We start from the raw sequence: 26,098 nt of genomic DNA, 5'->3' as shown, positions 1-26,098 counted from the left end.
CAAGTTACTTGGTGCGAAGCACTTCGACGCCGGGCAGGGGCTTGCCTTCCATCCATTCAAGAAACGCGCCGCCGGCGGTCGAGACATAGGTGAATTGACCGGCCACGTGGGCCTGGTTGAGCGCCGCAACCGTGTCGCCGCCGCCCGCGATCGAGATCAGCTTTTTCGCCTTCGTTCGTTCGGCCGCGTGCTTGGCGGCCGCGACGGTGCCGCGGTCGAACGGCTGCATCTCGAAGGCCCCGAGCGGTCCGTTCCAGACCAGCGTGGCGGCATCGTCGATCGCGGCCTGGACGCGCACGATCGATTGCGGGCCGACGTCGAGGATCATGCCGTCGGCCGGGATCGCATCGAGCCCGTAAGCATGCGAGGGCGCGTTCGCCGCGAAATGATAGGCGACGGTGGCGTCGACCGGGAGGATGATGGCGCAGTTGGCGGCTTCCGCCTTCTCCATGATGCGCAGCGCGGTGGCTGCGAGATCCTTCTCGGCCAGCGACTTGCCGACGCCGACGCCCTGGGCGTGCAGGAAAGTGTTGGCCATGCCGCCGCCGATCACCAGCGCATCGACCTTGGTGACGAGGTTTTCCAGCAGGTCGATCTTGGTCGAGACCTTGGCGCCGCCGATGATGGCGATGACGGGCTTGGTCGGCGAGCCCAGCGCCTTCTCCAGCGCGTCGAGCTCGGCCTGCATGGTGCGGCCGGCATAGGCCGGCAGCTTGTGGCCGAGGCCTTCGGTCGAGGCGTGAGCGCGGTGCGCCGCCGAGAAGGCGTCACTGACCCAGATGTCGCCGAGCTTTGCCAGCTCCGCGACGAAGGCCGGATCGTTCTTCTCTTCCTCTTTGTGAAAGCGGGTGTTTTCCAGACAGAGGATGTCGCCGTCCTTCAACGCCGCAACCGCCTTGGCCGCGGGTTCGCCGATGCAGTCGTCGGCGAAGCCGACCGGCTTGTTCACGACCTTCGACAGCGCTTCCGCAACCGGCTTGAGCGATTCCTTGGGGTCGCGGCCCTTCGGCCGGCCGAAATGCGCGAGCAGGATGACCTTGCCGCCCTTGTCGGCGATTTCATTGATGGTCGGCGCGACGCGCTCGAGCCGGGTCGCGTCGGTGACGCGGCCATTGTCCATGGGCACGTTGAGATCGACGCGCAGCAGCACGCGCTTGCCCTTCACGTCGACGTCGTCGAGGGTGCGGAATTTGTTGGTCATGGGATATCTCACCACTTGGATTGTCATTCCGGGGCGCGCGTAGCGCGAACCCGGAATCTCGAGATTCCGGGTCTGGTCCTTCGGACCATCCCGGAATGACCAAATCGCTGCGGAGTTAGATCACCTTGCTCATCGCAACGGCGGTGTCGGCCATGCGGTTCGAGAAGCCCCACTCGTTGTCGTACCAGGACATCACGCGCACCAGCGTGCCGTTCTGCACCTTGGTCTGGTCCTCGTGGAAGGTCGAGGAATGCGGGTCGTGGTTGAAGTCGATCGAGACGTTCGGCGCGCTGGTGTAGCCGAGCACGCCCTTGAGCTGCTGCTCGCTGGCGCGCTTCATCGCCGCGTTGATTTCCTTGGCGTCGGTGGCGCGCTTGGCGACGATCTTGAGGTCGACGACCGAGACGTTCGGGGTCGGCACGCGGATCGCGACACCATCGAGCTTACCCTTCAGCTCGGGCAGCACGAGGCCGATCGCTTTCGCAGCACCGGTCGAGGTCGGGATCATCGACATCGCCGCCGCGCGGCCGCGATAGAGATCCTTGTGCAGCGTGTCCAGCGTCGGCTGGTCGCCGGTATAGGCGTGGATCGTGGTCATGAAGCCGGTCTCGATGCCGACGAGATCGTTCAGCACCTTGGCGACCGGCGCGAGGCAGTTGGTGGTGCAGCTGCCGTTGGAGACGACCAGATGATCCCTGGTCAGCGTCTCGTGGTTGACGCCGAAGACGATGGTGGCGTCGGCGCCATCAGCGGGTGCGGAGACCAGCACGCGCTTGGCGCCGGCGGCGAGATGCGCGGAGGCCTTGTCCTTGGAGGTGAAGATGCCGGTGCATTCCAGCGCGATGTCGACGCCGAGATCCTTCCAGGGCAGCTTCGAGGGATCGCGCTCGGCGGTCACCTTGATCTTGCCGCTGCCGAGATTGATCGAGTCACCATCGACGGTCACCGTGCCGGGAAAGCGGCCATGAACGCTGTCGTAGCGGAGGAGATGAGCATTGGTTTCGACCGGGCCGAGATCGTTGATGCCGACGACCTCGATGTCCTTGCGGCCGGACTCGGCGATAGCCCGCAGGACGTTGCGGCCGATGCGACCAAAACCGTTAATTCCAACGCGGACTGCCATGTTTCGTCTCCTTATGACCGTTCAGTGACGGCTGTTCAATGACCCCATCATCCCGCACAACGCGCTTTGCGCGCCTGCGAGGGTTTTTTAGAGGCGGACGCCCGGTTCGGCCGGGCGGTGCTTGATCATATGGGACCTTACGTAGTCCTTTTTTTTGGCAAGCTCAACTCTCAGGAAACGCGCTTCAGCACAGCGTTAACTGCGGCCTCGGCGGTAATACCGAAGTGCTTGTAAAGGTCCTTCGCCGGTGCGCTCGCGCCGAACGAATGCATGCCCACGAATTCGCCATCCTGGCCGATCACGGCATCCCAGCCCCAGCGCACCGCGGCCTCGATTGCGACCTTGACCGGCGCGTTGCCGATGATGGCGGCGCGCTTGGCCTCTGGTTGCGCTAACAACAGTTCGAGCGAGGGCACCGAGACCACACGCGACGGGATGCCGCGCTCGGCGAGCTGCTTCTGGGCGGCCACCGCGATCTCGACCTCGGAGCCGGAGGCGAACAGCGTCGCCTTGGCTTCGCCCTGGGCGGCGACCAGCTCGTAGGCGCCGGCCGCGCAGGGACTTTCGTTCGGCGCAGTGGTGCGGAGCTGCGGCAGGTTCTGCCGCGTCAGTGCCAGCACGGTCGGACCGTCCACGCGATTCAGCGCAAGCTCCCAGCACTCGGCGACCTCGATGGCATCGCAGGGACGGAACACGCGCATGTTGGGGATGGCGCGCAGCGCTGCGAGGTGCTCGACCGGCTGGTGGGTCGGGCCGTCTTCGCCAAGGCCGATGGAGTCGTGCGTCATCACGTAGACGACGCCGGCGCCCATCAGCGCGGCGAGGCGCATCGCGGGCCGCGCGTAGTCGGTGAACACCAGGAAAGTTGCGCCGTTCGGTGCGAAGCCGCCATGCAGGAAGATGCCGTTCATCGCGGCACACATGCCGTGCTCGCGGATGCCATAGTGGATGAAGCGGCCCTTCGGCGTCTTCGCCGAGAAGGCGGTCGCAGACTTCGCCTTGTTGTTGTTGGAGCCGGTCAGGTCGGCGGAGCCTGCGAGGAATTCCATCGGCATCGCGCCGGCGATCACTTCGATCACGGCTTCCGACGACTTGCGGGTCGCCGCATTCATCGGCTTTTCCAGCAGCTCCTTCTTGTAGGCGCGCACGGCCTTGGCGAGCGAAGCAGGACGCTCGTGGCGCAGGCGGCGCTCGAACTCGGCGCGCTTGCGGCTGCCGAGCTCGCCGAGCCGTGCCTCCCATTCCTGCCGAGCCGTGGCGCCGCGGCTGCCTGCTGCGCGCCAGGCCTTCAGCACGTCATCGGGCACGGAGAACGGCTCGAGCGAGATGCCGAGATTTTCCTTGGCGGCCTTCAGCTCGTCGGCGCCGAGCGCTTCGCCATGCGCCTTCGCCGTGCCGGCCTTGTGCGGCGCGCCGAAGCCGATGGTGGTGCGGCAGGCGATCAGCGTCGGCTTGTTGGATTTCTGCGCGCGGGTGATCGCAGCTGCAATCGCGGCCTGGTCATGGCCGTCGATCTTCTCGGCGGCCCAGCCGCACGCCTTGAAGCGCTTCACCTGGTCGACCGAGTCGGCGATCGAGGTCGGGCCGTCGATCGAGATGCCGTTGTCGTCGTAGAGCACGATCAGCTTGCCGAGCTTCCAGTGGCCGGCCATCGCGATCGCTTCCTGCGACACGCCTTCCATCAGGTCGCCGTCGGAGGCGAGCACATAGGTGTGGTGGTCGACGATCTTCTTGCCGAACTCGGCGGCGAGCATCTTCTCGGCGAGCGCCATGCCGACCGCGGTCGAGATGCCCTGACCGAGCGGACCGGTGGTGGTCTCGATGCCCTTGGTGTGGAAGTTCTCGGGATGACCCGGGGTCAGCGAGCCGAGCTGGCGGAAGTTCTTCAGCTGATCCAGCGTCATCGCGGCGTTGCCCGTGAGGTACAGCAGCGAATAGAGCAGCATCGAGCCGTGGCCGGCCGAGAGCACGAAGCGGTCACGGTCGGGCCAGTCGACGGCTGCCGCATCGAATTTCAGGAACTGCGTGAACAGCACCGTGGCGATGTCGGCGGCGCCCATCGGCAGGCCGGGATGGCCCGATTTCGCTTTCTCGACAGCGTCCATCGAGAGGCCGCGGATCGCGTTGGCCATGCGGTTGTGGTCGACCTGCGTCATGTCTGAAATCCGTCTGAAATGAGGCGCTTGGCGGCAGTTCGCCCGCGCGGAAAGGAGCCTTTCGGCCGCTGGGGTCGCGGCTGGGATAGCATCTCGGTTCCGGGAGTCCAAGGTGGTCAAACGTCTGTTTGGCGGTAAACGCTGCTTAGCGGTGCATAGTTTCGCGGCGGCGTTGCGATTCGCTAGCTTGCCACGTAAATTTCTGCTTCTAACCGCTTGCCGAACCGAGTCTTTTGCCGGCCGGCAAGTCCCTGAGGTAAAGGCCACGGGCAAGGCCCACAGGTTCCGCCGCTGACTGCATGAACGATCGCGTATCCAAAAGCTCTGCCATGACGGAGTCCTCCGCCGTCGAGATCGAGATCGCGACCCGCAGACTCACGGCGGCGCTCGACGCGCTCGAAAGCGCGGTCGAGCGGCGGCGCGATGCCGATCGCGACGAGAACGAGCTTGCAACGCGAATCCAGGCGCTGGGTGCGGACCGCTCGCGCCTTGCCGACGAGCTCGATGGTGCGCTTGTGAAGGCGCGCAAGCTCGAGCGCACCAATCGCGAAATCTCCGATCGGCTGGATTCCGCGATCGTCACGATACGCTCTGTGCTCGATACCGGAGAGGACGGATGAGCCACATCAACGTCACCATCAATGCCCGGCAATACCGCATGGCCTGCGAGGAAGGCCAGGAGGTGCGGCTGCTCAAGCTCGCCGAAAGCCTGGAGACGCGCATCCAGTCGTTGCGCGGAAAGTTCGGCGAGATCGGCGATGCGCGCCTCACCGTGATGGCGGCGCTGACCGTCTGCGACGAGCTGGTCGATGCCGGCAACCGCATCCGCACCATGGAGCAGGAGCTGGTCGAGCTCCGGGATTTCCGCAACGCCGCCGTCGAGCGCGCCAGATTGACCCAGACCGCCGTGGTGAATGCGCTGAACTCGGCAGCCGAACGCATCGAGAAGTCGACCCAGGTGCTGAACCGCACCGTCGGAGGCGGGATCGCGATCGGGTGATTTGGAGCCGCCCGTTCACCGGGCTGGCGATTCGTCAGTATCGTTGTTACATTGCGCGAGCGAGGCTGCGACGCGCGTCCGGAGCCATATATCCCCGGGGCCTTATCGATCCTTTAGGGAACTGTCCCTGGCCGGGCCCGTGGGCCCGGACATATGGTGCCCACCTACTTTCGTAGGGAACTCCGGGATCGAGTGCTTCAACGGCGTTTGCGGCTTCGCACTTTTGTTTGCTTGCAATGCGTTCTTGTCGACTAGCTGTCCACGACAAACCGGCAGTGTCATGCCCCGGCTTGACCGGGGCATCCAGTACGCCGCGGCGTCGATGTTTCATCACTGGCGTCTCTGGAATACTGGATCGCCCGCATCCGCGGGCGATGACGGCGGAGCAAGGCTTCGCATTCGGAGCAAGCGCACATGACCAACACCAAATCCGAACTCCGCGCCAAAGCCCTCGCGGCGCGCGACGCGTTGAGCGAGAAGAAGCGCACCGCCGCCGCCGCAAAGCTCGCCAAGCGCGGGCTGCCGTTCAAGCTGCTGCCTGGCAGCATCGTCTCCGGCTATTCGCCGATCCGCAGCGAGATCGACCCCCTGCCGCTGCTGAAGAAGCTCGCCGAGGACGGCGCCAGGCTGGCGCTGCCCTGCGTCACCGCGCGCGGCCAATCGCTGGTCTTCCGCATCTTCCATCCGAACGACCGCCTGATGCTCGGCCCGCTCGGCATTCCCGAACCGTCGCCGGCGGCCGCCGAGGTCATCCCCGACATCATGCTGACGCCGCTCGCCGCCTTCGATCGTCTTGGCCATCGCATCGGCTATGGCGCGGGACATTACGATTTCACCTTCGCGCATTTGCGGAAGACCAAGAACATCGTCGGCATCGGGCTTGCTTTTGCGGCGCAGGAGATCAAGGCGGTTCCGGCACTGGCCCACGACGTCGCGCTGGATTATGTGCTAACGGAATCCGACGTGTTCGATTTCCGGAGTTCTGAAGTTGCGCATTCTGTTCGTGGGTGATGTCGTCGGCCGTAGCGGTCGCAACGCCATCGCCGAATATCTGCCCGGCATGGTCAAGGACTGGTCGCTCGATTTCGTCGTCGTCAACGGCGAGAATTCCGCCGGCGGCTTCGGCATCACGGAGGCGATCTATCAGGAGTTTCTCGACGCCGGTGCCGACGCGGTGACCTTGGGCAATCACTCCTGGGACCAACGCGAGGCGCTGGTGTTCATCGAGCGCGCCGAGCGCCTGGTGCGTCCCGCGAACTATCCGCGCGGCACGCCCGGCCGTGGCGCTGCCTTGGTCGAGACCAAGAACGGCAAGCATGCCCTCGTCGTCAACGCGCTGGGCCGCGTCTTCATGACCCCGTTCGACGATCCCTTTGCAGCGCTCGAGCGCGAGCTGGGCGCCTGTCCGCTCGGCGTTGCCGCCGATGCCATCGTCGTCGATTTCCATTGCGAGGCGAGTAGCGAGAAGCAGGGCATCGGCTTCTTCTGCGACGGCCGCGCCAGCCTCGTCGTCGGCACGCATACGCATGTGCCGACCGCCGACCACCAGATCCTGTCAGGCGGCACGGCCTACATGACGGATGCCGGCATGACCGGCGATTACGATTCCATCATCGGCATGCAGAAGGAAGAGCCGCTGCGGAGGTTTACGTCGGGGATTCCGTCGGGCCGCTTCGAGCCGGCCGCGGGCGTTGCGACGCTGAGCGGTGTTGCGGTCGAGACGGATGATGCGACAGGGCTTGCGCTGAAGATCGCACCGGTGCGCGTCGGTGGCCGGCTGGAGCCGGCGACGCCGAAGTTCTGGTTGAGCTGAAGAACGAAGCTTCACCCACAGAAACCGTAGGGTGGGCAAAGGCGCACTCGCGCCGTGCCCACGATCTCTCTCCATCTTCGAAAAGTGCGTGGGCACGCTTTCGCTTTGCGCATCCTACGACGCTACACCCTCGGTGTCGTCCCGGCGAAGGCCGGTACCCATAACCACAGGGAGTAGTTGCTGCGCGAAGCCGGTCACTCCGAGTCTTCGTAAAACGATTGCTGCGGCGTATGGGTCCCGGCCTTCGCCGGGACGACGGGTGAGATTGACGCGCGACCGCGCATCAATCTCACCAGCGCACTACTCCGCCGTCTGCTCCCTCAGCTCCGCCACATCCTTCGCCGTCAGCTTCGAGCCTTTCGTGCCGAACCGCGCAGTCACGTAGTTCGCCACCGCAGCGATCTCGTCGTCGCTATAGGCATTGCCGAACGCCGGCATCGACAGCGCGCCGTCAGGCGTATGCCTGATGGTGCCGGAGATCACGATCTGCGCGACGTTGGTGGCGGCGGGGTCGTTGACGGCCCAGGTGCCGGTGAGTGTCGCCATCGGCGAGACCGGGCTCTCACCGCTCCAGCCGTGGCAGCTGGCGCAGGCGCTGGCGAACACCTTCTTGCCACGGGCGTCTGCTGTGACGCCGTCCTTGTGCGAGCTAGGTGCGACCGGCGCCGTGGTGGCGGGCAGGTCGGGTGAGGATTGCGGCGGCACGCTGCGCAAATACGCAACAATGCTGCGGATGTCCTCCGGCGCGAACTGGCTGAAGCTGTGGTCGACCGCTTCGCCCATCGGACCCGAGGCCGAGCCATGGCCGGGCGCGTGGCCAACCGACAGGTACGAGATCAGATCCTCATCGCTCCAGTTGCCGAGGCCGGTCGCCTTGTCGGAAGATATGTTGAAGGCGTGCCAGCCGGCGGTGATGGCGCCGGCGAACTTCTTGCGGTTGTCGAGCGCGAAGCCGAGATTGCGTGGCGTATGGCACTCCCCGCAATGCGCCAGCGCTTCCGCTAGATACGCACCTCTATTCCACTCCGGGCTCTTCGAGGTATCAGGCGCAAAGCGCGTGTCCGGATTGAACACGGCGGACCAGAAGATCATCGCCCAGCGCTGGTTGAAGGGGAACGACAGCGTATTGTCGGGCGCCTTGGCGCGCACCGCCGGCAGGCTGAACAGATAGGCCTTCACCGCCAGCACGTCCTCGTCGTTCATGTAAGTGTAGGACGTGTACGGCATCGCCGGATAGAGCCGCGCGCCGTCATGGCGCTTGCCGCGCTGGACGGCGTTGAGGAAATCCTGGTCGCTGTAATTGCCGATGCCGGTGTCCTTGTCAGGCGTGATGTTGGTCGAATAGAGCGTGCCGAACGGCAGCTTGAAGGCGAGCCCGCCCGCATAGTCCTTCTCACCCGGCTTGGTGTGACAGACCATGCAGTCCGCCGCCTTGGCGAGATATTCGCCGCGTTCGACAAGGCTTGCCTTCTCGAGCTTGGCCGGCACGCCTGCGGGCTTGCCGGCGCTGTAATCGCCCAGAGCCACCTTCGTGCCGCCGGCAAAATCGAGCGGGCCCGGCCCGCGGATGATCCATACGCCGATCCCCACCGCGACGATGGCGATCACAACGATGCTTGCGAGGATACGCATTGTCCTGCTCATGCCTTCTTCCCCGCAGCCAGCAGTTTCCGATCGATTGGCAGGCGCCGCAGCGCCACGCCTGACGCGGCAAGAATCGCGTTGCGCAGCGCCGGCGGTCCGGCGTTGACGCCGGCCTCGCCGATGCCGCCGGGCGCTTCACCGCTTTTGACGACGGTCACTTCGATCTTCGGGGTCTCGTTGATGCGCATCATGCGGTAGTCGTGGAAGTTCGACTGTTGCACGCGGCCCTTGTCGATGGTGATTTCGCCATAGAGCGCGGCGGTGAGGCCGAAGATCAAGCCGCCTTCAATCTGCGCCTTCACCGTATCGGGGTTGACGGCGATGCCGGTGTCGACAACGGAAGTCACGCGGCGGAGCACGATCTCGCCGATGTCATCGATCTCGGCCTCCACCACGGTCGCGATGAAGCTCGCGAAGGACGGCTGCACACAGACGCCGCGGCCGACGCGCGGCGGCAATTTCTCACCCCAGCCGGATTTCTCCGCGACCTGGTTGAGTACCGCAAGCATGCGCGGGTTCTTGGTCAGCATGGCCCGGCGGAATTCGATCGGGTCCTTTCCGGCTTTGCGCGCCAGCTCATCCATCGCGCATTCGACCGCGAACACATTGTTGTTTGGGCCGACGCCGCGCCAGAAGCCGGTGGGCACCGACAGCGGCTCGGCGCGGACATATTCGACGTGGAAATTGGCGAAGTCGTAGGGTGCGTCGACCGCGGCGTCGATCGCATCGATGTCGATGCCCTTCTGGAACGCGGGCGGCAGCCAGCGCGCCAAAATGGCGGAGCCGGCGACCTTGTACTTCCACGCCGCGACCTTGCCGTCGACCAGCGACGCCGTGATCTGGTCGCGATAGACAGGACGATAGACGTCGTGCTGGATGTCCTCCTCGCGGGTCCAGATCACCTTGACGGGATAGTCGACCTGCTTTGCGACCTTCACTGCGGCGACGACCATGTCCGGCTCGAGCTTGCGGCCAAAGCCGCCGCCGAGCAGATGCTGGTTGACGATCACCTTGTCGACGGAAACGCCGGCGGCCTTCGCCGCCTCGGACTGCACGCGGGTCATGATTTGCGTGCCGGTCCAGATCTCGCAGGAATCCTTGGTGACCCGCACGGTCGCATTGATCGGCTCCATCGAGGCATGGGCCAAAAACGGTAGCTCGTAGGCCGCCTCGAACTTGTCGCCGGTCGCGAGCGCCTTGGCGATGTCGCCGGTGGATTTCGCCACCGCGCCGTCCTTCGCGCTGACCTTGCGGAGGTCGTCCCAGATGTCTTGTGTTGTGATCTTTGCGTTAGGCCCTTCGTTCCACTCGATCTCGAGCGCTTCGAGGCCTTTCTTCGCCGCCCACATGTGATCGCCGATCACGGCGACGGCGTCGTCGAGCACGACGACCTTGCGCACACCGGCGATCTTCATCGCCGCGCTGTCGTCGACCTTGCCGACCTTGCCGCCGAACACAGGGCAGTTGGCGATCGCCGCGATCTTCATGTCGGGCAGGATCGCGTCGATGCCGTAGAGCGCCTTGCCGTTGACCTTGTCGGGTGTGTCGAGCCGCTTCAGCGGCTGGCCGATCAGGACGAAATCCTTGGGATCTTTGACCGCGACATCCTTCGGCGGCGTCTGGCTTTGGGCTGCAAGCGCCAGCTCGCCGTAGCCGAGCTTGCGGCCGCTCGCGGCATGCGCGATCTCTCCCCTCGATGCCGTGCAGCTTGCGGGCTCGACGCCCCATTGGCTGGCCGCGGCTTGTATCAACATCGCGCGTGCGGTGGCGCCGGCCTTGCGCAGCGGCGTCCACCAGGCGCGGATCGAGTTCGAGTTACCGGTGACCTGCAGGCCGAAGGTCGGATTGGCGTAGAGCTTGTCGTTGGGTGGTGCGTGCTGCACCTCGACCTTGCTCCAGTCGGCATCGAGCTCTTCGGCGATCACGGCCGAGATCGAGGTGTAGGTGCCCTGGCCCATCTCGACCTGGGGCATCATCAGCACCGTGCGGCCGTTCCTGTCGATGCGGATGAAGGCGTTGGGTGCGAATTTGCCGTCGGTCGTGTCCTTCTGCACCGGCTCGTTCGGCGCGGCGCGCAGCGGCAGATGGAAGGCGAGTAGCACGCCGGTGGCAAGGCCGCCGGTCAGGAGCGTGCGGCGGGAGACGCTGTTCTGTGCATTCATGGCGGATCTCACGACTGGCGGCCGGAGGCGGCGAGCTTGATGGCCTCGCGGATGCGCACATAGGTGCCGCAGCGGCAGATGTTGCCGGCCATCGCCGCATCGATGTCGGCATCGTCTGGATTGGGCGTTGCCGCCAGCAGCGCCGCGGCCGACATGATCTGGCCGGACTGGCAATAGCCGCACTGGATCACTTCGGCCTCCAACCAGGCCTTCTGCACCTTCGCACCCGAAGGCGTGCTGCCGACATGCTCGATGGTGGTGATGGCGCGGTTCGCGACGGTGCCGATTGGTAGTACGCAGGAGCGTACGGCCCTGCCGTCGACATGCACCGTGCACGCGCCGCACTGCGCGATGCCGCAGCCGAACTTGGTGCCGGTCATCCCTAAGATGTCGCGCAGCACCCACAGCAGCGGCATGTCCGGTGGCGCGTCAAAGGATTTCGTTTCGCCGTTGATGGTGAGAGTTGTTGCCATATGCATTCCCTTCTTCGCCAGATCGCTGACGGCGATCTCGTCGGCGAAAACATCGCGCGACCATAATCATACCGATGCGAAACGATGAAGCTTTCAAATTCGCAGCAATGCATATCTGCGCATGCGAAGCGTCAGGCCATGACGTTCACGAATTTGTGCAGGAATGAATGCAGCAGTTTTGGGCTAAGTGATATGATAATCGTCATGTTCTGACGCTTTTTCGTCATGCGCGCCGTTGATCGCCGCAGATCATCGTGCGAATGCGCAAAACCATGCGATGACGAAACTCGTGCGATTGGGAAAGTCGAGCAGTGGTGAGCATGTCCGGCGGACTAATCGAGGGGGCCGATTGTTGTGCGCTCTCCCCTCGCGGGAGAGGGCGACGGCGCATGGCGATTTCGGAATAATAGCATTATGCGCCTGTTTTGCCCGACGCGTCAAGGGTTCGTCGGCGCCCGAACCGCGACGAGGCGCTAAGCCGTTGATTGCCTGCGCCCTCGCTACTGTGCATGGGGTTGTTTTCGAGATTTGACTCTAGCTCTGCCGGAAACCCATCCGGAACGCACCCCAGTGCTTGCCGCGGACCGTGATCGGCGAGGACAGGTCCTTCATCAGCACGAACTGTCCGCCACCCATGTCGCGGCGGTAGGTCTGCAGCAGGAACGGCTTTGTGTTCGCCGCGACCTTCTTCACCGCGCGATCGGTGAACAGGCGGCGGTTGCGGCAATTGGCGTTGTTCCAGACCGGGTCCTTGCCTTGCGGCAGGCGGTAGTTCGGATTGTGGGTCGGCAGGTAGCCGCCCTTGGCCCAGGCAACGCAGAACACGATGCGGGGATCGGACTTCTGAATCGGGTCCTGGATCGCAGGCAGCAGGCGATCGGTGAAGTCGACATAGGCGGTGTTGTATTGCTTGGGATCGGTGCCAGCGATCTCCCGGTAGTTCTCGTCCATCAGCTGGTCGAGCGTGATCTCGCCGCGACCGATTGCGGCCTCGAACTCGGCCGAGATCCGCTTGGCGGTCTCGACGACGACACGGATCAGCGGCGCATCCGAGGTCTCGACGCCGCTGTCGGCGATCAGCGCGATCAGGTCTTCGGAGGTGTCGAGCAGCTTTGTCACGCGCTGGTCGGCACTCTTGAGGTCGCGTGAGGAAAGGTCGACGCCCTTGGCGAGCTCGTTGAGCTCGTTGATGACGGTGTCGCAATGGCCGAGGTTGGAGGTCGCCGCGCGCGTGACGCTGTCGATCTCGGCTTCGACCGAAGCAAAGCCTTGCTGGACCCGCGAGATGATGCCGGAGATCGCTTGCGCGCCTTCGCCCGCGGTCTTGGCGCGCTGCGAGGCGTCGCTGCTCTCGCCGATCAGGCCCTCGATCTGGCCGTCGAGATCGCGCACGGTGTCGGAGATCTGGTGCGTCGCCTGCCGCGTCGCCTCCGCGAGGTTCTTGACCTCGCTTGCGACCACGGCGAATCCGCGTCCGGCGCTGCCGGCCCGCGCGGCCTCGATGGTTGCGTTGAGGGCGAGCAGATTGGTTTGCTTGGCGATCGCCTCGATCGAGCCGGAGACTTTGGCCACCTGCGCCAGCGCCGAGCCGACGGCGGCCAGGCGCGCCTCGATGCGCTCGACGGCTGCAACGAGTTCGGAGATGTGGCTGACCGCGGTATCGACCGCGCCGCGCGACTGCGCGATCTCGCCAACCGCGGCCGAAGTGGTCGACTGCACCGCCTGCGAGGCATTGGCGATGTCGTGGTTGGCGGAGACCATGGTCTCCGCCGTCTTCTGCAGGTGGTGGAACCGCTCCGACTGGTTGGCGACGCGGTTGGCGACTTCCTGGACGTTGCCGGCGATGTCGGCAAGCTCGACGCCGAGGCCACCGATGCGGTCGGCGAGCTGGTCGATCAGCCGTTCGGCGAGCGTCCGGTTCGATCCGGTGTCGAGCACTGCAACCTGTGCAAGGGACATGTACGGGCTTTCTTTAATCGGAGCCGTTCGCCGGCCCTCCGCGGCATTCCCATTCCAGGCTCGAGCTTAAAGGATGATTCGCGCGCCCCGTCTTGCCCGAGAGTGCACGAGAGGCGCCCTAGAGCTTGTAAGCAGTGCGAAATCCGCCCCAGTGCCGGCCCTGCACGCGGATCGGGACGTCGATCTCGCGCATCATCACCGTGTTGCCGTTCCCCATGTCGCGCGCATAGCTCTGGATCAGGTACGAGCGCTGGTTGTGCGCGGCTGCCAGCCCCGCCGGATCGTTGAAGATGCGGCGGTTGCGGCAATTGGCCGTGTTCCAGGCGACATCGCCCGGCCGCTGCGGATGCGAATAGATCTTGTTGTGAACAGGCAGGAAGCCGTTGCGGTCGACCATGGCGCAGAACGCCATGCGCGGTTCCTTGGCGAGGAACGCTTCCTGGAATGGCGGCAGCGCGCGGTCGGCCCAGTCGAGATATTTCGTGCGGTATTGCTGCGGGTTGGTGCCTGATATCTCCGCGTAATCCGTGTCGAAGAGGTCATCCATCTTGACCTCGCCGCGGGTGACGGCCTGCTCGAAGATCTTTGTCAGCGCGTTGCCCGCCTCCATCGCGCGGGTGACAAACTCGGTATTCTCCTCGTGGATCGACCAGAGCTTGTCTTCGATCTTTTCGCGCAGCTCGGCATTGGGGCTGACGAACTGCGTGCGGGCGCCGGCCTTGGATTGCTCGATCACGCGCAGGCGGCAGGCGCCGATATCTTCGAGGCTGCCGTCGATGATCGCTTGCGGCGCGAGCCGGCCTGCTTCCGCTCCGCCGATCAAGACGCCGTCCATCGCGATCTCATAGACCGGCAACACGCCGCGCGCGCCGTCGAATTTGAGATGGCAGGGCAGCCGCTCGGTCTTGCGGCGGTCGTCGTGCTCGCTCTGCTTGAGAAGCACGGCGCAGCGCGATTTCAGCTTCTGTGCGAAGGTCGTCACGGCTTTGCCGGCGCTGGCGACGTTTTCGCCATGGGTTTCGGCCGCCTTGGTCGCCGCGTCGATCTCGGCCGCGCTCTCGCCGACCGCGATGATGAATTGCGAGGCGCTGCTCGCGTTGCCCGAGACCTCGTTGGTGGTGGCGTTCTGCTCGGCCACCGCGCCGTTGACGGTGTCGAACACCGGGCGGATCGCCTCGATCGCCTGCGAGATCCGATGCACCGCGTCGGCGGAGCCTGCGGCGTCGCGCTGCAGTGCGTCGATCTTCTTGGAGATCTCCTCCGTCGCGCTCTGGGTCTGCACCGCCAGTGCCTTCACTTCGGTGGCGACGACTGCAAAGCCCTTGCCGGCTGCGCCGGCGCGCGCGGCCTCGATGGTCGAGTTGAGTGCGAGGAGGGTGGTCTGCCGCGCGATCTGGGCGATCAGGTTGACGACGTTGCCGATCGCCGCGGAGGACTCGCGCAGGCGGTCTACATTGGCGCGCGCTTCCTGCGCGGCATCGCTGGCCTGATCGGCGAGCTTGCCGGCCTCGCGGACCTGCGCGCCGATCCCTTGCGCGGACTGTGTGAATTTGTCGGCGGCATGGGCGAAGCTCGAGGCGTTGGACTGCGCCGCATTGGCCCGCCCGGTCAGCGCGTCGGTACGCTGGCGGATGTCGGCGAGGGTCGCCGCGGTCGCCTCGGCGCCCCCCGCCACCGAATTGGCGGCGCGCTCGAGCTGGCGGATCATCGCGCCGAGCTCGAGTTCCAGCAGTTCCAGGATTTCCCGGGCCGAATCGGCATCAGTGGCCGGAGCCGGCGCGGACTGGGCTGCCGGCTCAGCCGTCTGCGGGGCTGCCGCCGGCGCGGCCGTGTCTGGCAGGCGCTTCCGGAAAAATGCAAACGCCATTGGGTCTACTCTTGTCGGGAGATGGGCGGACGCTATTTTTGCAGGCCGGAATGAAATCAGGGTTAACGGTGCCTGACTTCTGGGCAAAGGCCTCTACGATCTTACCTTAAAGTATGAGAAACTCTTTCATTCCGGTGGGTTGGCGGCCTATAACGCCGCGCTTCCCCACGCTCACCTTTGACGCACGATTCCCTAGAGAAGATCACGCATGGCCGGACATTCCCAATTCAAGAACATCATGCACCGCAAGGGGCGGCAGGATGCCCAGAAGTCGAAGCTGTTCGGCAAGCTGGCGCGGGAAATCACCGTCGCCGCCAAGCTCGGCACGCCTGATCCCGCCATGAACCCCCGCCTGCGCGCTGCCGTGATCGCCGCCCGGCAGGAGAACATGCCGAAGGACAATATCGAGCGCGCCATCAAGAAGGCGCTCGGCAACGACGGCGAGAACTATGACGAGATCCGCTACGAGGGCTACGGCCCCGGCGGCGTTGCCGTCATCGTCGAGGCGCTGACCGACAACCGCAACCGCGCCGCCTCCGACATCCGCTCCTTCTTCACCAAATCCGGCGGCAATCTCGGCGAAACCGGCTCGGTCTCCTTCATGTTCGACCGCACCGGCGTCATCGAGTACGACCGCAGCGTCGCCGATGACGATTCGGTGCTCGATGCCGCGATCGAGGCCGGTGCCGACGACGTGGTCTCGGGTGAGGGCGGCCACGAGATCTACGCATCGACCGAAGGCTATCGCGACGTCGCCAAGGCGCTGGAAGCCAAGTTCGGCGAGCCGCGCAAGGCCGCGCTGATCTGGAAGCCGCAGAACACGGTCGCGGTCGACGACGAGACCGGTGAGAAGCTCTTGAAGCTAATGGACCTGCTCAACGAGCACGACGACGTCCAGAACGTCTACGCCAATTTCGAGATCTCGGACGCGCTGGTCGCCAAGATGGGCGGGTAGGGCTCTAGCCGCCTTTCCCCGGGGGACTTCTGTTCTGTTTCTGTTTCGCTATCATGGGCCAACCGCTATCACTGGCCCATGACCGCGCTCCCGATTCGCCAACCCATTCGCATCATCGGCATCGATCCCGGCCTGCGCCGCACCGGCTGGGGCGTGATCGAGGCTGAGGGCAACCGTCTGATCTACGTCGCCTGCGGTTCGGTGGAACCGCCGGACGATTTGCCGTTGTCCAGCCGGTTATTGGCGATCCATGAAGGGCTCGCGGCCATTCTCTCCAGCCACCGGCCGACGGAAGCGGCGGTCGAGCAGACTTTTGTGAACAAGGACGGCGTCGCGACGCTGAAACTCGGCCAGGCCCGCGGCGTCGCCATGCTGGCGCCCGCAATGTTCGGGATCTCCGTCGCCGAATACGCGCCGAATCAGGTGAAGAAGACGGTGGTCGGCGCCGGGCACGCCGACAAGCAGCAGATCGCGATGATGCTGAAGATATTGCTGCCCAAGGCCGAACCGCCGTCGGCTGACGCCGCGGATGCGCTGGCCATCGCCATCACCCACGCCCATCACCGCCAGAGCACGGCGCTGCGGCTGAAGGTGGCGGGACTATGATCGGCAAGCTCAAGGGCCTGATCGATTCCTACGGCGAGGATTTTGTCATCCTCGACGTCGGCGGCGTCGGCTATCAGGTGCATTGCTCCTCTCGCACCTTGCAGCACTTGCCATCGCCAGGTGAGGCGGCCGTATTGTCGATCGAGACCTATGTCCGCGAGGATCAGATCAAACTGTTCGGCTTCCGCACCGACCAGGAGCGTGAATGGTTTCGGCTGCTGCAGACCGTGCAGGGCGTCGGCGCCAAGGTCGCACTCGCGGTGCTTGGCACGCTGGCGCCGGCCGATCTCGCCAATGCGATTGCTCTGCGCGACAAGGCCGCGGTGGCGCGCACGCCCGGCGTCGGGCCGAAGGTCGCGGAGCGCATCGTTACCGAATTAAAGGACAAGGCGCCGGCCTTCGCCAATGTCGATCCCGCCGTCGTGCACCTCGCCGGCGCCGTCGACGACCAGCGCGCGCCGCGGCCCGTCGCGGATGCGATCTCCGCGCTGGTCAATCTTGGCTACGGTCAGCCGCAAGCGGCTGCGGCGATCGCATCGGCATCGCGTAGCGCCGGTGAGAACGCCGAAACGGCGCAGCTCATTCGTCTTGGCTTGAAGGAACTCTCGAAGTGAGTGATCCCAAGGCCAACCGCATGGTTTCGCCCGAGCGCCGCAGCGACGACGTCGGCGACACCGCGCTACGCCCGCAATCGCTGTCCGACTTCGTCGGCCAGCAGCAGGCGCGCAAGAATCTCTCGATCTTCATTGAAGCGGCGCGCAAGCGCGGCGAGGCGTTGGATCACGTGCTGTTCGTCGGGCCGCCCGGTCTTGGCAAGACCACGCTGGCGCAGATCGTGGCGAAAGAGCTTGGCGTCGGCTTTCGTGCCACGTCGGGCCCCGTGATTGCCAAGGCCGGCGATCTCGCAGCTCTCCTCACCAATCTCGAAGAGCGCGACGTGCTCTTCATTGACGAGATTCATCGTCTGAGCCCTGCCGTGGAAGAAGTGCTCTATCCCGCGATGGAGGATTTTCAGCTCGACCTCATCATCGGCGAAGGGCCCGCGGCGCGCTCGGTCAAGATCGAGCTGTCCAAATTCACCCTCGTCGGCGCCACCACGCGCGCCGGCCTGCTCACCAATCCCCTGCGCGATCGCTTCGGCATTCCGATTCGGCTCAACTTTTATACGATCGAGGAGTTGGAGAGCATCGTCACCCGCGGCGCGCGCGTGCTCAATGTCGGCATGAGCGCCGATGGCGCCAACGAGATTGCGCGCCGTGCTCGCGGCACGCCGCGTATCGCAGGGCGCCTGTTGCGTCGCGTGCGCGATTTCGCCTCCGCTGCCAATGCCGACAAGATCGATCGCAAGATCGCTGATCATGCGCTGAGCGCACTCGAAGTGGATGCCGCCGGCCTCGACGCCATGGACCGGCGCTACCTCACGACCATCGCGACGAACTATGGCGGCGGCCCGGTTGGCGTGGAGACGATGGCCGCGGCGTTGTCCGAGCCGCGCGATGCGATCGAGGACATCATCGAGCCGTATCTGATCCAGTGTGGCTATTTGCAGCGCACCCCGCGCGGCCGCCTGCTCACCTCGCACGCCTTTCGTCATCTGGGTATCGCCGAGCCATCGCGCGATGCCGCGGCCCAGTTTGGCCTGTTTGGCACGGACGAGAGCGACGAGTAATTTGCGGTAACGCGCATTGCTCCGGCCGTCATGAACTTTCGGTAATCCTGTGCAGATGATCTGCACAAGCGCACCCCAATTTCGCTCCATTCAAACCGCATCACGGAAGCACATCACCAGCAGGCTTCTATGATCTCTCGGCGTCATCTCATCCGTTCCGTCGGCGGCCTTTCGGCACTCGGCATCTCGACGGCCGCCTATGGCGTCGGCGTCGAGCCGGAACTGCGGCCGCGCATCACGCGCTACCATCCGACGCCGCGGCAATGGCCTGTGGACTTGCCGCTGAAGATCGCCGTGATCGCCGACATCCACGCCTGCGATCCCTGGATGTCGCTGGAGCGGATCGAGGGCATCGTCGACCAGACCAACGCGATCAAGCCCGATCTGATCGCTCTGCTCGGCGACTATGTTGCCGGCCATCACCACGTCACGCGCATCATCCCGGCCGCAGAGTGGGCGAGGCTGTTGGCTGGCCTGAAGGCGCCGCTCGGTGTTCACGCCGTCATGGGCAATCACGACTATTGGGACGACAAGGTCGTACAGCGCGCCGGGCACGGGCCGACGGTCGCACATCGTGCGCTGGAGGCGGCCGGCATTCCCGTTTACGAGAACGATGTTGCGCGTCTCACGAAGGATGGCCGCTCGTTCTGGCTCGCGGGCCTCGGTGATCAGCTCGCTTACGTTCCGGGGCCGCGCTATGGCCACGCGCGGAGTTTCGGGGCCGACGATCTCAATGCGACGCTGGCAAAGATCACCGACGATGCGCCGATCGTTCTGCTCGCGCATGAGCCCTATATCGCGACGCGCGTGCCCGCGCGCGTTGCGCTGCAGCTGTCCGGTCACACCCACGGCGGACAAGTCCGCTTGCTCGGTTGGTCGCCGGCGCTTCCGCGGCAGCATGGCGTTCCGCTCGTCTATGGCCATCTGCGGCTGAAGTGCGACGTCGTCATCTCCGGCGGCCTCGGTTGCAGCATCATTCCGGTCCGCGTCGGCGTGCCGCCGGAGATTGTCGAGGTGACGCTGGGGCGGGCGCCGGTGGAAACCGTGTCCTAGCCGCGCTTGCGCTGCCGGCCGTTTTTGCGCAAAACGGACCTCTAGCGACAAGCGAAGAGGCTCGCGACGTGACAGCTCATCTCGACGGCGAGATCCGCGATGGCCGCCACCACATGCAGGTCCGCGTCTACTACGAGGACACGGATTTTTCCGGGCCGACAAAATCGGCACAGCCAAACCCTTGTTCTTTCAGTATTTCTTCTGTGCTGCGCACCTTCGGGAACAGCTCCACGCCTATAATCGCGCTGAGCCGAGCGTATGGCGTGATCTCGTAAGGCATCCGCTTGCCGGTCGGATGCACCACAATCCGGTCGAACACATTGCGGAAGGCGGAGCGGAAGGGCGCGAGGGCAACGGGGTCACCGCCTCGCGTCAAGGCAGCGTGAAGCGCGTCGATGCTCGTGGCAAACTTGCCGATGCTTGCTGGATGCAGGCTGACAACGTTGGCTCCGCCGTCGCTCTCGATGAGCCGGAGCTTCTCCTCCAAACCAGCGCGCTCAGTCTCCAGCCTCCTGAGCTTCTCCGTCAGGGCCTTAACAGGCTCGTCGCTCTCCGTGATCGCGGTGACAACCCTATCAATCGCGACAGTAGCCCGATTAAGAGCCCGTTGCGTGTTTTCGCGATCTGAGCGCATCTCTCGTTGCCGCTCGGCCCATCCGGCGTGATAGCCCTTGGTGAATTCCTTTAAGGCCTCTGGGCTGGTTAAGTGGGCCTTTATGCCGGCAAGCACTGTCTCCTCTAACACCTTCATGTCATATGACTTGCGATGTTGGCACGTGCCGAGCTGATGCGCAGCAGCACAAGCGACGCGCGGTCCACCGTCGCGGGACACTTGAGCAATCCTCATATGGCCGCCGCAGGAGCCGCAGGAGAGCAGGCCCGCTAGCAGGTGCTCCCGGCTATATGGGCGATACCCGATGCGCTGCGGGCGCTTCCCTCCGGCTCCAAACTTGGCCTCAGCCCGGCTCGTGCAAACGCTGTTGGCGGCATCCCAAAGCTCCTGCGGCACGATCCGCAGATGCGGCACTTCAACCGTGATCACATCCTCCGGCTTGCCGCGACGCTTGAGTTTCTTACCGCTATCTGGGTCGAGGACAGAACGGTTCGCATTCCAGATTAGCCGGCCGATGTAAATCTGATTGCCGATCATGCCCCGCTTTCCACCGCGACCGCCCGTGAATGTCTGATGGTTCCAGTGTTTCCCACCGCTCGGCGTAAGGATGCCGTCTCTGGTCAGTCCGGCCGCGATCTCGCGCGTCGTCTTACCTGATGCGTACTCACGAAAGACTCTGAGCACGACCTTGGAATGCTCTGGATGAATTTCGCGCACGCCCGGCTTGCCGGGCACTCGGGAATAACCATAGGTCACAGCGCCGGGAAATTTACCCTCACGCACTCGTCCGTTGTGACCCCGCTTCACCTTGTTGCCGAGATCGGTCAGAAACATGCTGCCGACGATGCCGCGCACCCCGACGTGAATGCTGCTCGTCTCTCCTTCGCCAGTGAGGAGCTTGATCTCGCGAAACTGGAGGCGCTTGAAGATGCCCGCTAAATCTTCCTGATCGCGGCTGATGCGATCGAGGGACTCGCAGACCACGGCTGAAAACTTCCCGGCCTTTACGTCCTTCATCAGTTCGAGTAGGGCATCCCTCTCGAAAAGCGTCGCGGCTGACTTGGCTCGATCACTGTAGACCTTCGCGATGCGATAACCATGCTGCTTCGCGATGTTCTCGCACAGAGCAACTTGGTCATCGATCGAACGATCTTTTTGAAGATCGCTTGAGAACCGCGCATAAGCGACTGCCGTTTTCATCCTAGTCATTGGCATGCGTTCCATTCGGCTTGATCAAAGATCATAGCCTGTGTCGGCTGCGCAGATCGACATATCGGTGCTAGGTCGCGCCTTCGCGACACACGTTGTCGTTGGTCGTCAGCGCGTGGTCGGAAAAAGGCAAAAAAGCAGTGCTTCGAGCGAACTGCTAACCAAACATCGGGTTGAGGAAGCCGAACTCGCGCTTGCCACGAAAACCCTTGCGATCGGAAAGCCGCTTTGTGCCGACGATCTGGTTAAGTTCGCCATCGGTGAAGTCGGCGGGAGTAAGACGCCGACCGATGCGCTGCTCAATGCAACCTATGCAAAGGACACTTCGGCATCTCGCAGCCTTCCAAACCTGAGGATTGACCTCATAAACTTCCCAAGTCTTGTCCGCCTGCCATACCTTCGCGACGCCGCGCTTGACCTTCCTTCTAGCAAACTCCTCAGTCGGACCACCCTTAGCCGTATTCACTCCGCAATCAACGCAGTTCCAGTGCTTCGGATTTTTCACTGCCGCACCCTCACCTTGCGATCAATCCACTGCCGCACCTCAGCCTCGATCCAAGCGACGCGGTGGTCGCTGACCGACACGCGAGCCGGAAACTTCCTCTGAGCGTGAGCAGATACCGACGAGTAAAGGGCACGCCGAAGCGTGGCTTCAATTCAGCGAAGCTGACCAAGCTCCTGTTGGCTTTATCCATTGTCCTGATCCCATTGAAGCGGGTCGCACTCCCTATGGAGAGCGATCCGTATTGGGATGGGCGTTGCTTGGTGGTTCACCAGACTTCCGCCCATTTCCAAGAGCCCGACATAGTCGATGCTTGCCGAACTTCAACGGCCGTCGCGCTATAGTCGCCACCCCTGGCCGCTTTTCCCCACCCCATGTGTCTTCCGCTTTCCACGAAATTTAGCATTTTGATTTGCGATCTTTCCATTGCGCAATCGATTTCGTCGGCCGCACAATCGGCGGCGGCGAACCTGAATCGCCGACCAGCGGCGTTAAGTCGGCCGCCAGCAATCACCATCACACTGAGACGAAAAAAGAGCCGCCCGCATTACCAGATGCGGACGGCTCAAAAGCCGAAACAAGGAATACCATGCCACATAGAGCTTCGACTTCGACTTCGCAAGATCACCGCAACGACGACTGCGGGCTCACGCCGCGCGAGCACACCAGCCGCTTGTTCGCGTGGCTTAAGCAGGTTCGCGCTGATCGAAAGAACCTGACAGCCAGCACGTTCGTCGTCGCCTTTACGATTGCCGATCACATGAACAAGGAAACCGGAGAAGCATTTCCCGGCATGCCGTGCATCGCGCGAGAGATCGGCATGTCGCAGGGCACCGTCAAGAACGCAATCGACGCGCTGGAGGCGCGCGGTCATCTCCACGTTCACCATGGCAAGAAGGGGCGCGGTTGCCCCAACCGCTACCGCATGTTGGTCAGGGCCTCAGACGCGGATGGCCTCCCCGATGGTCCCGATAGGGCCAACAGTGGTGCGTCATTGTCTGACGACGATCGGATGGAGCACCACTCCAAATCTCAGTCCGCTGATATTCAGGCCGAGATATCTCAGCCCTCTGAGATTTGGGAGGGTGAAGTCTCTGGAGACACGATGGCTAACTCTCAAGAGACTGAGATTTGCGAACCTTCTGCGGCGCAGCTAGATGCCAATGAATGCCAATCTTCTGCGTCTATATCTCAGCCTTTTGAACCTAAATCTCAGAAGGCTGAGATGAACCTCTTAGTTAACCTCTCTCATAACCAAGGGGGTATGCGAAGCATACCCCCCATAGAGGATAGAGATGAGATTGAGGATAGGGAGATCAGAAACAATGCCTTCGAAATTCTTTGTGACAGCTACCCGAACGATATCGGGGATCGGCAAGAAGCTCGGTCCGCGTTTGAGCTGACGCTCAACGCGGGTATCGACATGAGTTACGTTCTCATTCAGTGCAACAAGTTGGAACCACACCACGAGCATCTCAGCATGGCAGACTGGCTTCATCGACGGTTCGATCTTTGAGAGACCGGCTATCCGCTCCCACTTCCCGTGGCTCCCTATAGGAAAGACGCACGATGACCAACGTTATTGACCTCCGCAGCTATCGAGAGAAGTTCGGCGAGGCCGACCGCAGCGTTAGAGAGCTTGCCGCGATGACCATCGAGCAGGCCCGGAGCTGGGCCGCCGACGACTTCAATCGTCTCGTGAAGGTGATCACTGCGCATTGCATCACCCCCGATTGGGCGTGGAGGCAAATCGAACGCCACCGCCGCCTGTCAGAGTATGAAGCCGACGTGCTGTGGGGCATGACTATCGACTACAACTCGCTCTGCATCACCGATCGAGAACGATGGTTGAAGCGGATGATCACAGCTAACCCCGACATGCCGGAAGCGGGTTTGCTGGAGCTGGCGCGCGATCGGCCGGAATATCGCGAGTGCCGGAGTCTCAAGGCGTGCCTGCGCAACGATCTCGGCAAGCTGCTCGACAAACGATTGATCCACCGGCTCCCCGCTCGCTCTGAGCCGTGTCGTCGGTCTACGATCGCTCGCTGATCCGTGAGGCAGCTCCGAAGCTGCCGTGCTGACTCAGCGGCGTCCGCTCAGCGCGCGCAGTGATCGACGGGCCAAAATGCACGCGGCACACGGAATGCGGCTCAGTGGCCCTAGCAGAGTCAGCAAACACCGATTTGAGATGGAGAAACCGTAACGCTACGGTCAGCACCCGGTCAAACAATGTTCTGACCACCCCTAAGCGGGGTCTCTATGAGGGCCTTGGCTCAAATGATTGGTGTGGGCCAGCGACAATCGCGCTCCCGCCATCGCCGGCAGTTGCATGGTGGTGCGACAGTTGTGCAGATCACGGTGGCGGCCGGAAACGAGATGCTCACTGCCGGCGATCGTGTGGCCTCATGGTCACTGCGGGAACGCACCATCCGACACCGGCCAAACAGGCCATGACCATAGGGCCAATCATAGAGGGGGATACACTCTCTCCTCCGCCTCTGTACGGGCCTATCGCAGCTCTGGGTGTGCGCGGGGGGCGCGCGGGTTTCGCTGCTGCATGGGACCTAAGCCCTCGCTCTAGGTTCCTGTTGGAGGGAGCCGGGGCGCAGGTGGCGCCCGCGTGATCCACCGCTGTAGCACCAGCACTTTCGGGGGGACATCCGGTCCTAATAAGCTCCGACGCCTCGAACGAACATGTCGAAACGTCAATGAACAGTAAGGTGTCAAGAAATGACTAAAATCCAACAATCTCTGCCAACGTGGCGCTACATACGCGCCCATGTCGCGTTCAAGACGATGGGTATTGGCCGGACTCGGGGCTATCGTCTGATCAAGCAAGGTCTGCTCGTCGCGAAGAAGCTGGGGCGCTCGACCTTCATCGATATGCAGTCCGCCGAACGCCTGTTCGAGGAGCTGCCGGAGCTAAACCCGGCGACGCGTACCCTGAGCGCCGGTGATCTCGGTCTTGAGTAGCGAAAGAGTCTGCTGTTGCCCCAACAGCGGTCCAGTGGCGAGGCTCGCCGAAGGTCCGAGTTGGGCCACAAACGGACTCATCCGCGCAGTAAAGCATCGCCTATTTGAATGACCTCATTGGCGGATACGATCGAGATGCTTGCGTATGAAATCAGATCTTGGCCCTAGCTTCGTAGCGACCTGCCACGCATTTGTAGCGATTAACGTGCCAATCCTCAGACCGGTAAATGGGGTGGTTTGCCTTCCATTGCGCCAAGCCTGCTTGGCCACCGATCATGCACCCCTGGAGCGTAAGGCCCGAATCCAAGGACGAATTTGTGACAACCACCTCAGTGCAGTCCTGAGCGGTAAGGTGACAAAGCACAGCAACCATAGTCACGAACATGTTTCGAAATCCAAAAAAGTAAGCAATCGCTGGAAAATGAAATCAATGGGCGCGAAGTCACGGCGGCAGAAATGTAGCGACTGATCCTACGGCTTCGGTGCTGGCTGCCGGCTGATGGGATCGGACGAAAATGAAACGAGATGTGACCGAAATACTCGCCTCGGGTCGACCATCTTGGCCGATCAGGATCAATCCGGCCCCGCCGTTTGCTACATTCAGAATAATTGGCTCGCCGCTCCATGTCTTGATTGGGTCCATTCCGATGGTGAGAAATTCGCCAATAGGTTGGTCGAAATATTGGAGGCGCAATTGCGGGCCGATTTCGGCCCCAGCGAGTTCAAGGCCGAGCCGCCGAGCGTTTGCGTAAACGTCGGCCAATGTGACGGTATCGGTGGTGAGCCCGAGCTGCGCAGGCGATAGATCGACAAGCTCGACATCTGCCTTCTGTGAGCTAACGGTGAACATTGGCCGAGCAAGGATTTCAGCCGCCTGACCACCGACATTGCAGCCCTTGCTATCGAGCTCGTTGCGCAACGCAAGAGAGTCGGCGAAGGTACCTATTGTTATCGTCTTCCATGTCGCAACGTCGCGAGCGGACCTGATAGGCAGTTCGGACACCGTGACCGAGTGGGTCTTGAGCTTCAGCTGGTTCTGTAAGACATCGCGGGCTGAGCATTGAGCGGACGCGGTGCCCAAGGGAATGACGCAGGCTGCCCAGATTATGGAAGCTGAAAC

The 26,098-nt window shown here is 63.2% G+C and carries 24 protein-coding genes, 1 other RNA gene and 1 pseudogene; 14 read left to right on the top strand and 12 right to left on the bottom strand.

The window, feature by feature from the left end; all coding sequences use genetic code 11:
• Nucleotides 1-4 precede the first annotated feature (4 nt).
• The 3 genes from L6637_RS17585 to tkt form a co-directional block, all read right to left on the bottom strand.
• On the bottom strand, nucleotides 5-1,201 hold the full coding sequence (locus L6637_RS17585; RefSeq protein ID WP_237863034.1) for a phosphoglycerate kinase: 1,197 nt from the start codon (nucleotides 1,199-1,201) through the stop codon (nucleotides 5-7).
• A gap of 115 nt (nucleotides 1,202-1,316) precedes the next feature.
• Complete coding sequence (gene gap, locus L6637_RS17580) at nucleotides 1,317-2,324, bottom strand: type I glyceraldehyde-3-phosphate dehydrogenase (protein WP_237863033.1); 1,008 nt, start codon at nucleotides 2,322-2,324, stop codon at nucleotides 1,317-1,319.
• 170 nt (nucleotides 2,325-2,494) lie between these two features.
• Nucleotides 2,495-4,480 carry a transketolase gene (tkt, locus tag L6637_RS17575; protein WP_237863032.1) on the bottom strand — a complete coding sequence of 662 codons (1,986 nt, stop codon included), beginning with the start codon at nucleotides 4,478-4,480 and terminating at the stop codon, nucleotides 2,495-2,497.
• 329 nt (nucleotides 4,481-4,809) lie between these two features.
• Here tkt and L6637_RS17570 point away from each other — a divergent pair, with 329 nt between their 5' ends.
• The 5 genes from L6637_RS17570 (at nucleotide 4,810) to L6637_RS17550 (ending at nucleotide 7,293) form a co-directional block, all read left to right on the top strand.
• A complete protein-coding gene (locus L6637_RS17570) occupies nucleotides 4,810-5,100 on the top strand; it encodes a DUF4164 domain-containing protein (protein WP_084292232.1) in 291 nt (96 codons plus the stop codon).
• Complete coding sequence (locus L6637_RS17565) at nucleotides 5,097-5,480, top strand: cell division protein ZapA (protein WP_237871607.1); 384 nt, start codon at nucleotides 5,097-5,099, stop codon at nucleotides 5,478-5,480. The genes L6637_RS17570 and L6637_RS17565 overlap by 4 nt, the downstream gene beginning before the upstream one ends.
• A 59-nt stretch (nucleotides 5,481-5,539) precedes the next feature.
• Nucleotides 5,540-5,700, top strand: a non-coding RNA gene (gene ssrS, locus L6637_RS17560) — 6S RNA.
• A 194-nt stretch (nucleotides 5,701-5,894) separates the two neighbouring features.
• Complete coding sequence (locus L6637_RS17555; protein WP_237863031.1) at nucleotides 5,895-6,491, top strand: 5-formyltetrahydrofolate cyclo-ligase; 597 nt, start codon at nucleotides 5,895-5,897, stop codon at nucleotides 6,489-6,491.
• Nucleotides 6,469-7,293, top strand: a complete 825-nt coding sequence (locus L6637_RS17550) for a TIGR00282 family metallophosphoesterase (RefSeq protein ID WP_237863030.1) — start codon at nucleotides 6,469-6,471, stop codon at nucleotides 7,291-7,293. Before L6637_RS17555 ends, L6637_RS17550 begins: the two co-directional genes overlap by 23 nt.
• Nucleotides 7,294-7,593: 300 nt before the next feature.
• Here the strand turns inward: L6637_RS17550 and L6637_RS17545 are convergent, their stop codons facing one another.
• The 5 genes from L6637_RS17545 to L6637_RS17525 all read right to left on the bottom strand — a co-directional run bounded on the left by L6637_RS17545 (nucleotide 7,594) and on the right by L6637_RS17525 (nucleotide 15,398).
• Nucleotides 7,594-8,937, bottom strand: a complete 1,344-nt coding sequence (locus L6637_RS17545) for a c-type cytochrome (protein ID WP_237871605.1) — start codon at nucleotides 8,935-8,937, stop codon at nucleotides 7,594-7,596.
• Entirely contained in the window at nucleotides 8,934-11,099 is a 2,166-nt protein-coding gene (locus tag L6637_RS17540) for a xanthine dehydrogenase family protein molybdopterin-binding subunit (RefSeq protein WP_237871603.1), read from the bottom strand. Before L6637_RS17540 ends, L6637_RS17545 begins: the two co-directional genes overlap by 4 nt.
• An 8-nt stretch (nucleotides 11,100-11,107) precedes the next feature.
• Complete coding sequence (locus L6637_RS17535; protein WP_237871601.1) at nucleotides 11,108-11,572, bottom strand: (2Fe-2S)-binding protein; 465 nt, start codon at nucleotides 11,570-11,572, stop codon at nucleotides 11,108-11,110.
• 534 nt (nucleotides 11,573-12,106) lie between these two features.
• Entirely contained in the window at nucleotides 12,107-13,531 is a 1,425-nt protein-coding gene (locus L6637_RS17530) for a methyl-accepting chemotaxis protein (RefSeq protein WP_237863026.1), read from the bottom strand.
• 118 nt (nucleotides 13,532-13,649) lie between these two features.
• Complete coding sequence (locus L6637_RS17525; RefSeq protein WP_237871599.1) at nucleotides 13,650-15,398, bottom strand: methyl-accepting chemotaxis protein; 1,749 nt, start codon at nucleotides 15,396-15,398, stop codon at nucleotides 13,650-13,652.
• A gap of 208 nt (nucleotides 15,399-15,606) precedes the next feature.
• Between L6637_RS17525 and L6637_RS17520 the strand changes: the two genes are divergently transcribed.
• From L6637_RS17520 to L6637_RS17495, 6 genes and pseudogenes are all read left to right on the top strand, one after another.
• A complete protein-coding gene (locus L6637_RS17520; RefSeq protein WP_237863024.1) occupies nucleotides 15,607-16,353 on the top strand; it encodes a YebC/PmpR family DNA-binding transcriptional regulator in 747 nt (248 codons plus the stop codon).
• A 78-nt stretch (nucleotides 16,354-16,431) separates the two neighbouring features.
• A complete protein-coding gene (gene ruvC, locus L6637_RS17515) occupies nucleotides 16,432-16,959 on the top strand; it encodes a crossover junction endodeoxyribonuclease RuvC (protein ID WP_237863023.1) in 528 nt (175 codons plus the stop codon).
• On the top strand, nucleotides 16,956-17,573 hold the full coding sequence (ruvA, locus tag L6637_RS17510; RefSeq protein ID WP_237863022.1) for a Holliday junction branch migration protein RuvA: 618 nt from the start codon (nucleotides 16,956-16,958) through the stop codon (nucleotides 17,571-17,573). Before ruvC ends, ruvA begins: the two co-directional genes overlap by 4 nt.
• Nucleotides 17,570-18,628 carry a Holliday junction branch migration DNA helicase RuvB gene (gene ruvB / locus L6637_RS17505; protein WP_128949819.1) on the top strand — a complete coding sequence of 353 codons (1,059 nt, stop codon included), beginning with the start codon at nucleotides 17,570-17,572 and terminating at the stop codon, nucleotides 18,626-18,628. The genes ruvA and ruvB overlap by 4 nt, the downstream gene beginning before the upstream one ends.
• Nucleotides 18,629-18,757: 129 nt before the next feature.
• The gene (locus L6637_RS17500; protein ID WP_237871597.1) at nucleotides 18,758-19,681 is read left to right on the top strand and encodes a metallophosphoesterase; all 924 of its coding nucleotides are present in this window, start codon (nucleotides 18,758-18,760) and stop codon (nucleotides 19,679-19,681) included.
• An 11-nt stretch (nucleotides 19,682-19,692) separates the two neighbouring features.
• Nucleotides 19,693-19,836, top strand: a pseudogene (locus L6637_RS17495) (acyl-CoA thioester hydrolase); the annotation flags it as partial.
• Here the strand turns inward: L6637_RS17495 and L6637_RS17490 are convergent.
• The 3 genes from L6637_RS17490 to L6637_RS42805 form a co-directional block, all read right to left on the bottom strand.
• Nucleotides 19,812-21,494 carry a recombinase family protein gene (locus L6637_RS17490; protein WP_237871693.1) on the bottom strand — a complete coding sequence of 561 codons (1,683 nt, stop codon included), beginning with the start codon at nucleotides 21,492-21,494 and terminating at the stop codon, nucleotides 19,812-19,814. The pseudogene L6637_RS17495 and the gene L6637_RS17490 overlap by 25 nt on opposite strands.
• Nucleotides 21,495-21,660: 166 nt before the next feature.
• Nucleotides 21,661-22,008: a hypothetical protein gene (locus L6637_RS17485; RefSeq protein WP_237871595.1), complete on the bottom strand. Its 348-nt coding sequence runs from the start codon at nucleotides 22,006-22,008 to the stop codon at nucleotides 21,661-21,663.
• On the bottom strand, nucleotides 22,005-22,160 hold the full coding sequence (locus L6637_RS42805) for an AlpA family phage regulatory protein (protein WP_377802989.1): 156 nt from the start codon (nucleotides 22,158-22,160) through the stop codon (nucleotides 22,005-22,007). Before L6637_RS42805 ends, L6637_RS17485 begins: the two co-directional genes overlap by 4 nt.
• Nucleotides 22,161-22,417: 257 nt before the next feature.
• Between L6637_RS42805 and L6637_RS17480 the strand changes: the two genes are divergently transcribed.
• The 3 genes from L6637_RS17480 (at nucleotide 22,418) to L6637_RS17470 (ending at nucleotide 24,978) form a co-directional block, all read left to right on the top strand.
• Nucleotides 22,418-23,521: a helix-turn-helix domain-containing protein gene (locus tag L6637_RS17480; RefSeq protein ID WP_237871593.1), complete on the top strand. Its 1,104-nt coding sequence runs from the start codon at nucleotides 22,418-22,420 to the stop codon at nucleotides 23,519-23,521.
• A 131-nt stretch (nucleotides 23,522-23,652) separates the two neighbouring features.
• Nucleotides 23,653-24,054 (top strand): hypothetical protein, encoded by a 402-nt coding sequence (locus L6637_RS17475; RefSeq protein ID WP_237871591.1) that lies wholly within the window; start codon nucleotides 23,653-23,655, stop codon nucleotides 24,052-24,054.
• A 681-nt stretch (nucleotides 24,055-24,735) separates the two neighbouring features.
• The gene (locus tag L6637_RS17470) at nucleotides 24,736-24,978 is read left to right on the top strand and encodes a hypothetical protein (protein ID WP_237871589.1); all 243 of its coding nucleotides are present in this window, start codon (nucleotides 24,736-24,738) and stop codon (nucleotides 24,976-24,978) included.
• 442 nt (nucleotides 24,979-25,420) lie between these two features.
• On the opposite strand, the gene L6637_RS17465 is transcribed toward L6637_RS17470, so the two are convergent.
• Complete coding sequence (locus tag L6637_RS17465; protein ID WP_338076858.1) at nucleotides 25,421-26,059, bottom strand: hypothetical protein; 639 nt, start codon at nucleotides 26,057-26,059, stop codon at nucleotides 25,421-25,423.
• Between the last annotated feature and the right edge of the window lie 39 nt (nucleotides 26,060-26,098).

The organism is Bradyrhizobium zhengyangense (assembly GCF_022012435.1).
Lineage (GTDB): Bacteria > Pseudomonadota > Alphaproteobacteria > Rhizobiales > Xanthobacteraceae > Bradyrhizobium > Bradyrhizobium zhengyangense.
Note: the sequence above shows the minus strand (reverse complement) of the source record. Positions and strands in the feature narration are given on the sequence as shown.